Consider the following 15,175-nt stretch of genomic DNA (forward strand, 5'->3'; position numbering starts at 1 on the left):
GCTCGGCGTCCTTCCCGGGCAGCACTCACTTCGCCCCTCTCCAAGGCTCTCGGCCGTCGCTCCGTGAGCCGTCATGGTGGTCCGACGCATAGCCGCGCCCCGAACTATGTTGCCCCGCCACATGTGCCCCTGACCTGCACCTTCCTACGGTGTGCGAACACGTACCCGTCCCCACCGCACACGAGGAAGTGGCGCACATGGCCTCCGCAACCACCGCTCCCCCACCGCCCGCCAACCTCAAGCGCATCGTCGCCGCCAGTCTCATCGGCACCACCATCGAGTGGTACGACTTCTTCCTCTACGGTTCCGCCGCCGCGCTCGTCTTCAACAAGCTGTTCTTTCCGGACTCCGACCCCCTGGTCGGCACGCTGCTGTCCTTCCTGACATACGCCGTCGGGTTCGCGGCCCGTCCGTTGGGCGCACTCGTCTTCGGCCACTACGGCGACCGGATCGGGCGCAAGAAGCTGCTGGTGCTGAGTCTGCTGCTGATGGGCGGGGCGACGTTCGCGATCGGCTTGCTGCCCACCCACGCGACCGTCGGAGCCGCGGCGCCCGTGCTGCTGACAACTCTGCGTCTGATTCAGGGCTTTGCGCTGGGCGGCGAGTGGGGCGGGGCCGTGTTGCTGGTGTCCGAGCACGGGGATGCCCGGCGGCGCGGCTTCTGGGCCTCGTGGCCGCAGACGGGCGCGCCCGCGGGGCAGTTGCTGGCCACCGGTGTGCTGTCCCTGCTGACGGCCGTGCTGTCGGACGACGCCTTCGGGACCTGGGGCTGGCGGATTCCGTTCCTGCTCTCCGGGGTGCTGGTGATCGTCGGTTTGTGGATTCGTCTGTCTGTCGACGAATCGCCGGTGTTCCAGCAGGCGTTGGCGCAGGCCGAGGCCCGCAAGGCCGACCGGAGTGCGGAGGCGGAGAAGCTGCCGCTGGTGTCCGTGCTGCGCCACCACTGGCGGGATGTGCTGGTCGCGATGGGCGCGCGCATGGCGGAGAACATCAGCTACTACGTCATCACGGCGTTCATCCTCGTCTATGCCACCACCTCGGCCGGCGTCTCCAAGCAGACCGCGCTCAACGCGGTGCTGATCGCGTCAGCCGTGCACTTCGCGGTCATCCCGGCCTGGGGCGCACTGTCGGACCGGGTGGGACGGCGTCCGGTGTATCTGCTGGGCGCGGTCGGCGTCGGGCTGTGGATGTTCCCGTTCTTCTCCCTCATCGACACCGGCGGCTTCGGCAACCTGATCCTCGCGGTCACCGTGGGTCTGGTGCTGCACGGCGCGATGTACGCACCCCAAGCCGCCTTCTTCTCCGAGATGTTCGCGACCCGGATGCGCTACTCGGGCGCCTCGATCGGCGCCCAGTTCGCGTCGGTCGCGGCGGGCGCCCCGGCACCCCTGATCGCCACCGCGCTGCTGGAGGACTACGGCAGCTCCACCCCGATCGCCCTGTACGTCATCGCCGCGGCCCTGCTGACGGTCCTCGCGGTGGGGCTCGCCAAGGAGACCCGTCAGCGGGACCTGTCCGACGTCGAACCGTCCGCGGGCGCGGAGCCTGGGACTGCCCCGGCGGCGGACGCCCGCACCGTGTGACCTGCCGTCAGCCTGCCCCCGTACGCCTCGCGTACGGGGGTCAGTGCTGTGCACGGGCCGACAACCGATGCAGCCTCAGGGCGAGTTGGATCTCCAGGGCGCGGGCGGGAGCCTGCCAGTCGTCGCCCAGGAGGCGGGCGACGCGCTCCAGGCGCTGTGCCACCGTGTTGACGTGGACGTGCAGTTCGTCCTTGGTGCGGGCCGGGCTCATGCCGCAGGTGAAGTAGGCGTCAAGGGTGTGCACGAGTTCGGTGCCGCGTCGTTCGTCGTAGGCGACGACCTGGCCGATGGTGCGGTCCACGAAGCCGGCGATGTCGCGGTCCCCGGCGAGCAGCAGTCCGAGGAAGCCGAAGTCCTCGGCCGCGGCTCCGTCGCCGGAGCGGCCGAGCAGACGCAGGGCGTCCAGGCAGCGTCGGCCCTCGGCGTAGGCGGCGGCCGCGGTGTCGGGATGGGCGGCGAGGTCCTGGACGGGGGCGGAGGCACCGACGGTGACCGCCTCGTGGACCGCCGTGCCCAGTTGGCGGGCGGTGCGGCGGGCCAGGTCGGTGGCGGTGTCGCCGGGGGCCAGCGGCAGCAGCAGGACGGTGCCGCCGTCGCGGGCGGCGGCCAGGCCGTGCCGGGTCGCGGCGAGGTGCGAGGCGGCGGACCACAGGCGGCGGCGGGCAGCCGCCTCCTGGTCGGCGTCGGGTGCGGTGCCGTCGAGTCGGGCGGCGAGCACCACGTGGGTGGCGTCGAGGTCGGCGTGCAGCCGGGACGCCCGCTCGCGCAGCAGGCGCGGGTCGCGGTCGCGGGCGTCGAGGAGGTCGTCCAACAGCTCGCCGCGCACGCGCTGTTCGGCCTCGGCGGCCGAGCGTCTGGCGAGCAGCAGCAGCGAGGTGACCATCGCCGCGCGTTCCAGGGTGAGTTGGTCCACGGGGTCGAGGCCGGGGTGGCCGCGCAGGACGAGCGCGCCGAGCAGTTCGCCGCCTGCGGCCACGGCCGCGATCCAGTCGTCCTCGTGCCGTACGGCATGCCCTTCGGCCCGGGAGACCTCCAGGGGTGTTGCCGGGGCGTCGCCCGCCTCGGTGAACTCGACCGTTCCGTCGAGGACTTGGGAGACCGCCGCGGCCACGTCGTGGACCCCGCCGCCGCGCAGCACCAGCTCCGCGAGCCGGTCGTGGACGTCGGAGGCGCGTTCGATGACGGCGCTGCGGTCGCGGATGATCTCGTTGGCACGCTCGAGACCGGCCAGGGCCGAGCGGGTCTCGGTGAGGAGGTTGGCGGTGTCGATGGCGGCCGCGGCCAGTGCGGCGAACGAGCCGAGCAGCGCGATCTGTTCCCGTTCGAAGACGCGGGCGCGCCGGTCGGCCGCGAAGAGGACACCGATGACGTGGTGACCCAGCATCAGGGGCACGCCGAGGATGGCGACCAGGCCCTCGTCGTGCACACCGGCGTCGATGGCGTGCGTGTGCTGGAAGCGGTCGTCCTTGAAGTAGTCGTCGGTGACGTACGGGCGGGCCGTCTGGGCCACGAGCCCGCCGAGCCCTTCCCCCATGCCGAGCCGCAGTTGCTGGAAGCGGGCGGCGACCGAACCCTCGGTCACCCGCATGTAGGTGTCGCCGCGCTCCGGGTCGTTCAGGCTGAGGTAGGCGACGTCGGTGCCGAGCAGGGAGCGGGCGCGCTGCACGATCGCCTGCAGTACGGCGTCCAGGTCCCGTAGGCCCGCGAGGTCGTGGGCGGTCTCGAAGAGCGCGGACAGCTCGGCCTCGCGGCGGCGGCGCCCCTCCAGTTCCGCGCGCACGCGTAGCGCGAGCAGCTTGGCGTGCTCGAGCGCGGCGATCGCCTCGGCGGGCCGTCCCTCGGCGCGGGCCAGCAGCACCGGCTGCTCGTAGGCATCGGCGGACGCACCCCGGGCCAGCAGCTGAAGGAACGGCGTCTCGGCGCCGGTGAGGCCTCCAGCCGCGGCTTCGGCGTCGGTGCGCTCGGCGGACTGCACGTGATCGCGGGACATGCCCACAGGATTACTCATCGCGAGGCCGCCCCGTCAGCCCTGTGGACAACTTGCCGATGCACCAGTGCCTGCCCCGTCAGTGCGCGGTCCAGCCGCCGTCGAGGACGAGCGAGGTGCCGGTCACGAAGGAGGCCTGCGGGCTGCACAGGTAGGCCACGGCCTCGGCGACCTCCTCCGGTTCGATGAGCCGTTTGACGGCGCTGTCCTGCAGCAGCACCTCCGCCAGGACGCGTTCCGCGGGGATGCCGTGCGCCTGCGCCTGGTCGGTGAGCTGCTTCTCGACGAGGGGGGTGCGCACATAGGCGGGGTTCACACAGTTCGAGGTGACGCCGTGGGGTGCGCCTTCGAGAGCGGCAGTCTTGGACAGGCCCTCCAGACCGTGCTTGGCGGCCACATAGGCCGACTTGTAGGCCGAGGCGCGCAGTCCGTGGACGGAGGACACATTGACGATGCGGCCCCACCCCTGGCCGTACATATGGGGCAGCGCTCCGCGGATGAGCCGGAAGGGCGCCTCCAGCATCACGGTGAGCACGGTGTGGAAGACCTCGGGCGGAAACTCCTCGATGGGCCGCACCAGCTGCAGGCCGGCATTGTTGACGAGCACGTCGGTGCCCGCGGCGGCCAGTTCGGCGGCGTCCAGGTCGGTGAGGTCGAGAACCTGCCCTTCGACCGTGCCCGTGAGGCCCCGGGCCTGCTCGGCCAGCGAGTCCAGACCCTCGGCGTCCCGGTCGACCGCTCTCACCTTGGCCCCGGCGGCCGCGAGGCGCAGCGCACAGGCGCGGCCGATGCCGCCGGCGGCGCCGGTGACGAGGGCGGTGCGGCCGCCGAGGTCGAGGGAGGGGGCGTGGGGAGCCGGGAGGGCGCTGGGCGGGGTCATGTCTCGACCCTAAGCAGCAGCCGCGCCTCACCACATGTGCTCAGCACCCATACTTCACTCGGAACTCATAGGCTCGAACCATGTGGGTTCGTCGGACAAGGCCTGCTTGATCCGGAAGTAGTGGTAGTCGGTCATGGGCGGCAGCTCGTCCGGGGCGAACCAGCCGACCGCCAAGGACTCGTCGTCATTGACCCGGGCCTCGCCGTCGATGGCGCGGCAGCGGAAGCACAGGTCCATGAACTGGCAGACGTCGCCGTTGGGGTAGGTGACCTGCCGTCCGGACCGGACGGTGATCAGCCGCTCGACGGCGACCCTGACGCCGGTCTCCTCCTCCACCTCGCGCACAAGGGCGGCGGCGGGCTGCTCGCCGGGGTCCGGGATGCCGGAGATCAGCGCCCACCGGTGGTTGTCCGCACGCTGCCCGAGCAGCACTCTGCCCTCGTCGTCGAAGACGACGGCGCTCACGCCGGGAAGCCAGAGCAGCTGGTGGCCTGCGGAGGCCCGGATCTCGCGGATGAAGTCAGGTGTTGGCATGACACCGACCCTAAGGGGCCGGTGTCCCGGTCCCGGCGCACTTCAGGGAGCGTGCGCCGGGCGTACGGCTACACGTTCCGGGCGCGCCGCCCGCGCAGACCCGCGCCGATCGCCCAGCCGAGGCCGCCCGCGGCGACCAGCACGAGGGCGATCTCCGGCAGGATGCCCACTCGCGTGGCGGGCGTCTGAGAGGAGCGCAGCGGCACCTTCTGCACCAGGTGGGCATGGACGAACATGCCGGTCTTCTGGGTGATCTTCCCGTCCGGCATGATGACCGCGCTGACGCCGCTGGTGACCGGCACGGTGACGGTCCGGCTGTGTTCGACGGCGCGCACGCGCGACATGGCGAGCTGCTGGTAGGTCATCTCGCTGCGGTCGAAGGTGGCGTTGTTGCTCGGCACGGAGATCAGCTGCGCCCCGTCGGTGACCTCGGAGCGTACGGCCCAGTCGAAGGCGGCCTCGTAGCATGTGACCAGGCCGACCTTGGCGTGGCCCATGGTGAACACGCCGGGCTTGGTGCCCCGGCTGAAGTCCTGGCGGACCATCGAGGTCCAGTTGCTGTTGATCGCGCCGATGAGGGAGCGCAGCGGCAGGTACTCGCCGAACGGCTGGATCTGCCGCTTGTCGTAGCTGTCGGTGGGGCCCTTCTTGGGGTCCCACAGGAGCTGCTCGTTCCACAGCTTGCCGCCCCGCTCGACGACGCCGCCGACCGAGATGGGCACACCGATCGCCTTGGCCGCGCTGTCGATGACGGCGTACGCGTCGGCGTTGGCGAAGGGGTCGACGTCGGAGGAGTTCTCCGGCCACAGCACGAAGTCGGGCTTGGGCGTCTTGCCCGCCTTGACCTCGGCGGCCAGGCGCATCGTCTCGCGCGCGTGGTTGTCGAGCACGGCACGCCGCTGGGCGTTGAACTCCAACCCGGAGCGCGGCACATTGCCCTGGATGAGGGCGACGGTCGCATAGCCGTCCTCGGCCTTGTCGCTGACCAGCGAGCGGGAGGCGACCGCGCCCACCACCGGGACGGCCACGCTCAGCAGGGCGACAGCCGCGGCCGACCGCTGGACGGCCCGGGTACGCCGCGCGTCCAGGGCCAGGCGTACGACCTCGTAGAGGCCGAAGCCGCACAGGACGACCGCGAAACCGAGGACCGGGGTGCCGCCGAGCGCTGCCAGCGGCAGGAAGACGCCGTCGGCCTGACCGAATGCGATCTTGCCCCAGGGGAAGCCGTTGAACGGCACACGCGCGCGTGCCGCCTCGCCGGCCATCCATACCGCTGCCGCCCACACCGGCCACGCGGGCAGCTTGGACACCACGGCGACACCCGCGCCGACCAGCGCCACGAAGATCGCCTCGATCGCCACCAGCGCCAGCCAGGGCACCGGGCCGACCTCCACGCCGGTCCACACCAGCAACGGCAGCAGGAAGCCGAGGCCGAAGAGGTAGCCGAGGCCCAGGCCCGCCTTCCAGGTGCGGCCGCGCAGCACCCAGCCGAAGACGGCGAAGGCCGGAACGGCCAGCCACCACAGGGTGCGGGGCGGGAAACTGACGTAGAGCAGCACTCCGGAGAGCGCCGCGGCGAGGGCCGGAACGAAGCGTACGAGGCGCGCCGCGCGCGATGCGGGCGCGCCCTGCGGCTGCAACTGGTCCGACTCGTCCACGGAGGTTGCGGTGACGGTCACTCCGGGAGTGTACGGCGCGTGACTTTGACACGGACAGCACGGTCCAGGGGGCGACACGGGGCGCCGGTCCGCGTGGGAGCCGTATCGTTCCTGCGCAACTCGGTCCAACTCATCCACAAAACGTCCATCAGCAGTTACGGTGTGCCCAGCCACAGTCGCGCGGCCGGTCACGGCCTCGGCGGCCTGGGTCGTTCGAGGTCGGGGGGCTTCGGTCCGGTTCGGGGGGCGGGGTGGGTTCCACAGGGATGACGTCTGAAGCCGGTCCGGGGGAGGTCGGCGAGAGACGAAACGTTTCCGACGCGGTGGGCGTGGTGGTGCTCGGGGCGTGCGCCACCTGGTCGCTGGTCACGGCGACCGTGCATGACGGCCGCCCGGAGGGTGTGCTGCTCGCGGTGCTGGCCGTGGCAGCCGGTTATGCCGCGGGGCGGATCTGCGGGGCGTTGCTGCCGGTGGCCGCGCCGTGTGCCGGGGCGCTGGCCGGACTGGGCCTGGCAGTCGCCGTGCCGCACCTCGTCCCGGGGCCGCAGATCGTGGCACCGCTCGGACACACCGGTGCCACTGCCGCGCTGCTGACCTTGTGCGTGGGTGCTGCGTGCTGCGCAGCCTGGGCCGCCGACTCGCCGGCCGCGCGGTTCGCCATGGGCTCGCTGGCGGCCGGCATCACCGTGACCGCGGCCTTCCTGGGGTCGATCAGCGGTTTCATCATCTGTTCCGCGGTGTTGCTGTGCTCGCTGGCGGCGGGCCGCATGCACAGCCGTAGAGCGGGCATCGCCGGACTCGCCCTGACCGCGGCCCTGGTCACCGGACTGACGTGGGCCGTCGCGGGCAATTCGCTGCCCGAGGGACTGACCACGTCCCTGGACGGCCCGCTCACCCAGCACCGGATTCAGCTGTGGCAGGACGCCCTGCACATGGCGCACCGCAACGCGGCGCTGGGCGTGGGCCCGGAGCGTTTCGGTGAACTGAGTACGACGGCCACCCGGACCCTGCTCTCCGACGGCAAGCCGCACTCGGCGCTGCTGCAGCAGGCCTCGGAACAGGGCGTCGTGGGGGTGGTGCTGCTGGGGGCGTCCTTCTGCTGGGTGCTGCACGGGCTGTGGCGCTCACCGCGGCCCACGCCGGTGGTGCTCACCGCGGGGGCGGCCCTGACGGGGCTCGCGGCGATCGCCGCGGTCGGCAACGCGCTGAGCTTCACCGCGGTGTCGGTCGGCGCGGGCCTCCTCGCGGGCCTGGCCACGGCCCGGCCGCTCGCCGACGAGCCACCTCAGCGGGAGGCGGTCGTACGACCGCGCCGTGACCGGCTCACTCCATGACGGGGCTGTTCAGTGCAGTGCGCCGGTCGTACCCGGACGCAGCCGGTCCTTGATGACTCGCACCGCGGCCTCGGCGTTGTCCACGGTGACCGTGAACGTGTGCCCGTCCCACAGGCGCAGCACGACACCCTCGCCGCGCCGCACGACGACCGCAGTGCCCTTCTCGGGCCGCCAGCGGTAGCCCCAGCCGCCCCAGTGACAGGGCGTGACGTGCTCCGCGAACTCTGCGCCCGCGACATGGGAGAGCGGAATGCGGCGGCGCGGCACCCCGATGTGGCCGCAGCGCACCTCGAGGCACTCCGTGTCGAGTTTCAGATCGACGTGCAGGAACGCGAGCGTGCCGAAGAGGACCAGCAGCCCGGCGGCGATGCAGCCGACGACGGCCATGACGAGCGGGGCGATGCCCGACGTCCAGGCGGAGTCGACGGCCAGCTCGATACCGAGCGCCATGACAGCCGCACCGGCCAGCGCCGGCAGCCACTGGACCCGCTTGGTGGCGTGCCCTGTCCAGACGTCGGGGTGCTTGGCTTTCTCGCCGTGGGGGTGGTCCCTCATGGCTACGAGGTTACTCAGGTTTCGCTGCGCGGGCACCGAGTCGCGGAGTGTGACCATGCCGACAGGACCGACCACGGGCCGCGGGCGTCCGTTTCGCGGCCTTCCGTCACCGTGCGGGAGTGACCGCCTGCAGGAGCCGGCCCTCCTCATAAGCCAGGGCAGGCGCCAGGAGCGTGCCCTCGCGTCCGCTCAGCAACACCGTCAAAGTCCCGGTGGCCGGCGCCTCGGGGGCCGGCTGCTCACCAAGGCGGCGCAGCGCCTGGGCGGCAACGGCACCGGCCGAGCCGTCCAGTGACGTTGCCGATCACAGACCACAGGCGCCCGTCTCGCGGCCTTCCGTCACCGTGCGGGAGTGACCGCCTGCAGGAGCCGGCCCTCCTCATAAGCCAGGGCAGGCGCCAGGAGCGTGCCCTCACGTCCGCTCAGCAACACCGTCAAAGTCCCGGTGGCCGGCGCCTCGGGGGCCGGCTGCTCACCAAGGCGTCGCAGCGCCTGGGCGGCAACGGCACCCGCGGACCCGTGCAGGACGAGCGGCGGGAAGCCGGGCTGCTGCACGGCTCCGCGGATGCGTTCGGCGACCAGTTCGTAATGGGTGCAGCCCAGGACGACGGTCGTTACATCGCCGGGGGTCAGCGCGGCGGCCGCGGCGACGGCGGCGTCGATGGCCGCCTCGTCGGCGTGTTCCACGGCCTCGGCGAGCCCGTGGCAGGGCACCTCGGTGACCGTCACACCGTCGGCGAACTCCGCGATGAGGTTGCGCTGGTACGGGCTGCCGGTGGTGGCCGGTGTCGCCCAGATCGCCAGGGGGCCGCCGCCCGCCGCGGCCGGCTTGATCGCCGGGACGGTGCCGATGACCGGCAGCTCGGGTTCGAGACGGGCGCGCAGGGCGGACAGGGCGTGCACGGACGCCGTGTTGCAGCCGACGATCAAGGCGTCGGGCCGGTGCGCGGCGGCCGCCTCGGCCACGGCCAGGGCGCGCGCGGTCAGGTCCTCGGGGGTCCTGGGTCCCCAGGGCATGCCGTCGGGGTCCAGGGACAGTACGAGATCTGCGTCGGGTCGCAGACGCCGTACCGCAGCGGTGGCCGCCAGCAGACCGATTCCGGAGTCCATGAGCGCGATCTTCACCCGGCCACGATAGACGATGGGCCCTTACGGGCAGGTCGGGTGGGGCAGACTGCGCGGGTGAGCGCCATCGTGTGGATCGCCGCCGTATCACTGGCCGCCTGGCTGTGGCTGCTGCTGTGTCAGGGCTTCTTCTGGCGCACGGACGTCAGGCTGCCGCCGCTCCGGGATCCCGACCAGTGGCCGTCGGTGTGCGTCGTCGTCCCCGCGCGTGACGAGGCCACCGTGCTGCCCGCGAGCCTGCCGTCACTGCTCGCCCAGGAATATCCGGGCCGGGCGGAGATCTTCCTGGTCGACGACGGCAGCTCGGACGGCACCGGGGAGCTGGCCCGCGAACTGGCGGACAGGCACGGTGGACTGCCGCTGACCGTCGCCTCCCCCGGCGAGCCGCCCGAGGGCTGGACGGGCAAGCTGTGGGCCGTGCGGCACGGCATCGGTCTGGCACGCGCGCGTGGACCCGCATATCTGCTGCTGACGGACGCGGACATCGCGCACGCGCCGGACAGCCTGCGCAAGCTGGTCGCCGCTGCGCGCGGCGGCGGCTTCGACGTCGTGTCGCAGATGGCCCGGCTGCGGGTGGAGAGCCTGTGGGAGCGGCTCGTCGTGCCGGCCTTCGTCTATTTCTTCGCGCAGCTGTACCCCTTCCGCCGGATCGGCAGTAAGGAGACGCGGACGGCGGCCGCCGCGGGTGGCTGCGTGCTGCTGCGCACCGAGGCCGCCGAGCGGGCGCGGATCCCGGACGCGATCCGGCACGCCGTCATCGACGACGTGGCGCTCGCGCGGGCGGTCAAGGGCAGCGGCGGACGCATCTGGCTGGGGCTGGCCGAGCGGGTGGACAGCGTGCGGCCCTATCCGCGGCTGCACGACCTGTGGCGGATGGTGTCACGCAGCGCGTACGCACAGTTGCGGCACAACCCGCTGCTGCTGCTCGGGACGGTCGCGGGGCTGGTCCTGGTGTATCTGGTGCCGCCCGCGGCCCTGGTCGCAGGTCTGACCGCCGGGGACGGGACAGCCGCCCTCGTCGGCGGCGCCGCGTGGCTGGTGATGACCGGGACGTACCTCCCGATGCTCCGCTATTACCGCCAGCCGCTGTGGCTGGCCCCGCTGCTGCCGTTCACCGCGTTGCTCTATCTCCTCATGACGGTCGATTCAGCGGTGCAGCACTACAGAGGACGCGGCGCGGCCTGGAAGGGCCGCACCTACGCGCGCCCGGACGCCGTCGTGGACGAGCACCCCCTTTAGAAGTCAGGCGTCGGGGTCGACTTCGGGGTGCGTGAACCGCAGGGGTTTGCCCAGCGACCGGGCGTAGGCGATTTCGGCTCGGGTGCTGTCTCCGATGTAGTCGCCGACCACGAGCACCTCATCAGCGAGCCGGATCTTCGCCCGGTGCAGATCGTCGAGTCGAACCTTCAGCGCCGCCGCCTCGACAGCATCGGACCAGAGTTCGTGCGGCGACTTCATGTCGCAACCCGGCTTGACGACGATCTTGCCGGCTTTGGTCTCCCGAAGATCGGCCTCGGTCATCTCGGTCATGAAGCGGGTGGAGCCGCAGATCACGACGATACGCGCGAGGCCCAGCTGCTTCTTCGCGTCGGCGAGCTTCTCCTCGGGGGTGAGCGGTTGCGGGTATGACACCGGTTCCTCCTGGTGGAGTGGTCCAAGGCGTGCCGAGCCGGCGCGTGGCGCTAGCCGGTGGAGCGCTCACTTCCTGCCAGGAGTCCAGTTCATGCCCCACCCGTAGGCGTGGTCGACGGTCCGCTGGGGGCTCACTCCGCGTTCGGGCACCAGGTAGCGGGCCTCGCGCTGGACGACCAGGTCACTGCCCGTGTTGGTGATCAGGGCGAGGGCGCACACCGTCGAGGGGACCGTGCACTCGTCGAGCGAGAAGTCGATCGCGGCGCCGTGCTGCGGCTGGAGGGTTACCGTGGCGTGCAGGTCGGCGAAGGAACGCGCGCCCTCGTAGATGGTCACGAAGACCAGAATCCGCCTGAAGGACTGTTTGTGGTCCAGGTTGATCGTGAGGTTCTCGCCGCTCGCGAGGGCGCCGGTGCGGTCGTCGCCGTCGAGGTGGATGTACGGCGGCCGCTGCAGGGACCCGAAGGCGTTGCCCAGGGCCTGGACGACGCCCTTGCTGCCGTCGGTGAGTTCGTACAGCGCGCACAGGTCGAGGTCGAGGTCCGCATGCATGGCGACCGCGCGGCCGCGCTTGCTGCCCCATCCCGAGAACTGCTTGCGCACCTGCCAGTTGAGGTTCACCCGCATGGCGCCCGAGGTGCCGCCCTGTTTGGCCAACGAGACCGCCGGGGCCGCCTTGGTGAGCGTCACCTTGCTCAGGCGCACCGGCTGCGCGGGGGGTGCGGGTGGCGGGGGTGGCGGCTGCACGGCGGCGGCCGGGGATGCGATCGGCGGGGCCATGTGGCCCGGCGGCGGGGTCATCGGCGGTGCGACCGGGGGCGGGGGCGCCGGAGCTGTGTGCTGCGGTTCGTCCACCGTGATCCCGAAGTCCGTCGCCAGGCCCTCGAGTCCGCTGCTGTAGCCCTGTCCCACTGCACGGAACTTCCAAGCGCCCTGGCGGCGGTAGAACTCCCCGAGCACGAAAGCGGTTTCCACGCTCGCGCCGGTACTGTCGAAGCGGGCGACCACACCGCCCTGGGCGGCATCGCGGACCTCGATGTAGAGCTCGGGGACCTGACCGAACGTACCGCCGTCCGCGGAGGCGGCGAGGACGATCGTCTCGACGGCGGGCTCCACGCGCGCGAGGTCGACGAGGAGGGTGTCGACGATGCGGCCGCCACCGTCGCGCTTGCCCTCGTGCCGGACCGCCCCGGAGACGTGCGCGGGCTGGTTGTAGAAGACGAAGTCGCCGTCGGAACGGACCTTGCCGCCCACCAGCAGGAGGGCCGAGGCGTCCGCGTCCGGCACACCGGGACCGGAACGCCAGCCCAATTCCACCCGCAGTGCCGTCGTCGGCACCGGGGTATTCGATCCTTTCGGCATTGACATGTCCGCCCCCATCACGTGTCACTGCGCCAGTCCGTGGCCCCGGCGGCTCTTCCGGTTCTCTACCCGCACAACCTATTCCCCGGGGCGGCGAACTCCCACGAGGGGCACAGGAAGAGCGGAGACCGACCCGCCGGTAACCCGCCCGGAGCTTGGCCTTTACAGGACCTGTACCTCGTTCGACGCCCTTTTTTGCCAAGTTCGCTCGCATTGGGGATCCCGCGTCACTGCGAACACTCAAAACAACCCTCTTATCGGTCTCCCCAACTAGCACATCGAGGGCTTAACTTATGAGCCATGACCTCCCCCCGCTCCACCTTCGGCGGCGGTTACTACTCCGCCTTCCCGGACACCCCGATCTACGACCGGCTCGTCGCCGAGCGGGGCACCCCGCAGATCGCTCCGATCCGGGTCCCCGCCGCGTACGACGCGCCGGGCAGCTACCTGCCGGCCCTGCCGTCGGCCCTGCCCGCCCTTCCGGCGGGCCCCTCCCAGCCCTCCTACGGCTATCCGCAGGCGCAGCAGCCGGCTCCGCTGCAACAGGCGCCCGCGGCCTACATCCCCCAGCAGGCCACGGCGCGCGGCTATCCCGGCCCGCAGCCGCCGCAGCCACAACGGCCGATGGCGGCCGGCACGGGCTACGAGGCGATGCGCCCCGCGGCCGCCCGGCCCGCCCCGGCTCCGTATCAGGACCCGTACAACAACCAGCAGCAGTACCGCGGCTACTGACCGCTCCTCCCCGGTTGTCACTGCCGCCTGGCAGGATGGCCTGATGGGGAACGCGCTGCTGCAGTCGATTCACGTCCATCCGGTGAAGGCGTTCCGGGGCCTTGCGCCCCGGGAAGCCGTCGTGGAGCCCTGGGGGCTGGCCGGAGACCGGCGCTGGGTGCTGATCGACGACGGGGGAAAGGTCGTCACACAACGTCAGCAGCCGCGCCTCGCGCTGGCCGCCGCCGAGCTCCTGCCCGGCGGCGGTGTTCGTCTGTCCGCGCCGGGCATGGACCCGCTGACCGTGCCGGTACCCCGTGCGGTCGGCACCGTCCCGGTGGAGATCTTCGGTGACAAGGTCGAGGGGGTCCCCGCCGCGGAGGCGGCCGCGCACGCCTGGTGCAGCGCGTATCTCGGCATCGGAGCGCGTCTGGTGCACATGGACGACCCGGCCACGCGCCGGCCGCTCGACCCGGAGTACGCACAGCCGGGCGAGACCGTCAGCTTCGCCGACGGCTACCCGCTGCTGCTCACCACCGTCGCCTCCCTCGAGGCTCTCAACTCCCTGATCGCCCAAGGTGCCCGCCCGGCCGAGGGGCCGCTGCCGATGAACCGCTTCCGGCCGAACGTGGTCGTGGCCGGCACCGCGGCGTGGGCCGAGGACGACTGGTCCCGCATCGCGATCGGCGAGGTCACCTTCCGCGTCGCCAAGATCTGCGGGCGCTGTGTGGTGACCACCACCGACCAGAACAGCGCCGTGCGCGGCAAGGAACCCCTGGCCACACTGGGACGCCACCGCCGCATCGACGGCAAGCTGGCTTTCGGCCAGAACCTGGTTCCCCTCTCCCCCGGCACGATCCGGGTCGGCGATCCGGTGACGGCCCTCGCGTAGCCGCTCTCCGGCGGACGACTCTCGGACGGCTGCGCGACGGCCGGCGGAGAAAGATCCGGTCAAGGACCGGTGCGCGGGAACCCGCGTCGGGGGCCTGGGCGTTGGGTTCTTCGTGAGAAGTTCATGAGAGGCCCCGGGGGCAGGTGATTTCGATCTCTCTTTGACCGGGCCCGCGGGTGAACGGCTCCACCGGGGGTTATCACGGAGCGGGAAGGGGGTGCAGGACAGTGCGAGCAATCGGCGGACTCTGGCGCTGGCGGCACAATCCGCTGCGGCGCACGAGCGATCTGATCGAGGCGTGGGTGGCGCTGGTGGCGCTGTTGCTGATCCTGGCCGTCGCGCCCGTGGTCGGTTCCCTCGTCGGCGGCATCGCCCAGGACGCCCTGCAGCGGTCCGTCCGCGACCAGCGCACTGCCCGCCACCTGGTGACGGCCACCGTGGTGCGCAAACTGAACCGCTCCCCCTTGGACACCGACCCCGAAACGGCCTCGGCGCGGGACCTGCGCAGCCGCGTCGTCGCCGACTGGACCGCACCGGACGGCTCCCGCCACCACGGCGCGGCCCTGGCGCAGCTCAAGTCACCGCACCGCGGCGACCACTTCACGATATGGACGGACCAGCACGGCCAGATGGTGGCCCGTCCCCTGGACTCCACGACGGCGACGACGCATGCGGTGCTCGCCGGGTTCGGTGCCGCCATGCTCACCGCGGGTGCCATCGAGGGCGCCCGGCGGCTGATCGTCTGGCGCATGGTCCGTCGCCGGTACGCCCGTTGGGACCAGGCCTGGGACCGGGCGGGCCCGGACTGGGGCAGGACCGGCACGGGCAGCTGACGGCCTTACGGCTCTGGTCAACCCACCGCCCGCGCGCACGCTACGGTGGACCGGCCGAACGCAATCGGCATCAACCCGCGTACCACGAG

Annotated in this window: 14 protein-coding genes and 1 pseudogene; 6 read left to right on the forward strand and 9 right to left on the reverse strand. The window is 71.7% G+C overall.

Annotated elements, in window-relative coordinates; genetic code table 11:
• Positions 1-197 precede the first annotated feature (197 nt).
• Positions 198-1,583 (forward strand): MFS transporter, encoded by a 1,386-nt coding sequence (locus ABD355_RS04195; RefSeq protein ID WP_344398654.1) that lies wholly within the window; start codon positions 198-200, stop codon positions 1,581-1,583.
• A gap of 40 nt (positions 1,584-1,623) precedes the next feature.
• Here ABD355_RS04195 and ABD355_RS04200 read toward each other — a convergent pair whose 3' ends face one another.
• The 4 genes from ABD355_RS04200 to lnt form a co-directional block, all read right to left on the reverse strand.
• A complete protein-coding gene (locus ABD355_RS04200; RefSeq protein WP_344398655.1) occupies positions 1,624-3,573 on the reverse strand; it encodes a helix-turn-helix domain-containing protein in 1,950 nt (649 codons plus the stop codon).
• Positions 3,574-3,649: 76 nt separating this feature from the next.
• Positions 3,650-4,450, reverse strand: a complete 801-nt coding sequence (locus ABD355_RS04205) for a 3-hydroxybutyrate dehydrogenase (RefSeq protein ID WP_344398656.1) — start codon at positions 4,448-4,450, stop codon at positions 3,650-3,652.
• Positions 4,451-4,504: 54 nt separating this feature from the next.
• Positions 4,505-4,984, reverse strand: a complete 480-nt coding sequence (locus ABD355_RS04210) for an NUDIX hydrolase (protein ID WP_344398657.1) — start codon at positions 4,982-4,984, stop codon at positions 4,505-4,507.
• A 68-nt stretch (positions 4,985-5,052) separates the two neighbouring features.
• Positions 5,053-6,663 (reverse strand): apolipoprotein N-acyltransferase, encoded by a 1,611-nt coding sequence (lnt, locus tag ABD355_RS04215; protein WP_344398658.1) that lies wholly within the window; start codon positions 6,661-6,663, stop codon positions 5,053-5,055.
• A 245-nt stretch (positions 6,664-6,908) separates the two neighbouring features.
• On the opposite strand from lnt, the gene ABD355_RS04220 reads away from it, so the two are divergent.
• The gene (locus ABD355_RS04220; protein ID WP_344398660.1) at positions 6,909-7,976 is read left to right on the forward strand and encodes an O-antigen ligase family protein; all 1,068 of its coding nucleotides are present in this window, start codon (positions 6,909-6,911) and stop codon (positions 7,974-7,976) included.
• A 9-nt stretch (positions 7,977-7,985) separates the two neighbouring features.
• Here ABD355_RS04220 and ABD355_RS04225 read toward each other — a convergent pair whose 3' ends face one another.
• From ABD355_RS04225 to ABD355_RS04235, 3 genes and pseudogenes are all read right to left on the reverse strand, one after another.
• On the reverse strand, positions 7,986-8,531 hold the full coding sequence (locus ABD355_RS04225; RefSeq protein ID WP_344398661.1) for a hypothetical protein: 546 nt from the start codon (positions 8,529-8,531) through the stop codon (positions 7,986-7,988).
• Between the two features lie 106 nt (positions 8,532-8,637).
• Positions 8,638-8,823 (reverse strand): annotated as a pseudogene (locus ABD355_RS04230) (glutamate racemase); the annotation flags it as partial.
• A 47-nt stretch (positions 8,824-8,870) separates the two neighbouring features.
• The gene (locus ABD355_RS04235) at positions 8,871-9,656 is read right to left on the reverse strand and encodes a glutamate racemase (RefSeq protein WP_344398662.1); all 786 of its coding nucleotides are present in this window, start codon (positions 9,654-9,656) and stop codon (positions 8,871-8,873) included.
• 39 nt (positions 9,657-9,695) lie between these two features.
• On the opposite strand from ABD355_RS04235, the gene ABD355_RS04240 reads away from it, so the two are divergent.
• Positions 9,696-10,895 (forward strand): glycosyltransferase, encoded by a 1,200-nt coding sequence (locus ABD355_RS04240; RefSeq protein WP_344398663.1) that lies wholly within the window; start codon positions 9,696-9,698, stop codon positions 10,893-10,895.
• 3 nt (positions 10,896-10,898) lie between these two features.
• Here the strand turns inward: ABD355_RS04240 and ABD355_RS04245 are convergent, their stop codons facing one another.
• Complete coding sequence (locus tag ABD355_RS04245) at positions 10,899-11,288, reverse strand: hypothetical protein (RefSeq protein WP_344398664.1); 390 nt, start codon at positions 11,286-11,288, stop codon at positions 10,899-10,901.
• 66 nt (positions 11,289-11,354) lie between these two features.
• Positions 11,355-12,650, reverse strand: coding sequence for a TerD family protein (locus tag ABD355_RS04250; RefSeq protein WP_344399041.1), 1,296 nt, complete (start codon positions 12,648-12,650; stop codon positions 11,355-11,357).
• 300 nt (positions 12,651-12,950) lie between these two features.
• Between ABD355_RS04250 and ABD355_RS04255 the strand changes: the two genes are divergently transcribed.
• From ABD355_RS04255 to ABD355_RS04265, 3 genes are all read left to right on the forward strand, one after another.
• Positions 12,951-13,382: a DUF6643 family protein gene (locus tag ABD355_RS04255; RefSeq protein WP_344398665.1), complete on the forward strand. Its 432-nt coding sequence runs from the start codon at positions 12,951-12,953 to the stop codon at positions 13,380-13,382.
• Between the two features lie 43 nt (positions 13,383-13,425).
• On the forward strand, positions 13,426-14,253 hold the full coding sequence (locus ABD355_RS04260) for an MOSC domain-containing protein (RefSeq protein WP_344398666.1): 828 nt from the start codon (positions 13,426-13,428) through the stop codon (positions 14,251-14,253).
• A gap of 227 nt (positions 14,254-14,480) precedes the next feature.
• Entirely contained in the window at positions 14,481-15,086 is a 606-nt protein-coding gene (locus ABD355_RS04265) for an Rv1733c family protein (protein ID WP_344398667.1), read from the forward strand.
• Positions 15,087-15,175 lie beyond the last annotated feature (89 nt).

The organism is Streptomyces longisporus, assembly GCF_039532765.1.
GTDB lineage: Bacteria > Actinomycetota > Actinomycetes > Streptomycetales > Streptomycetaceae > Streptomyces > Streptomyces longisporus.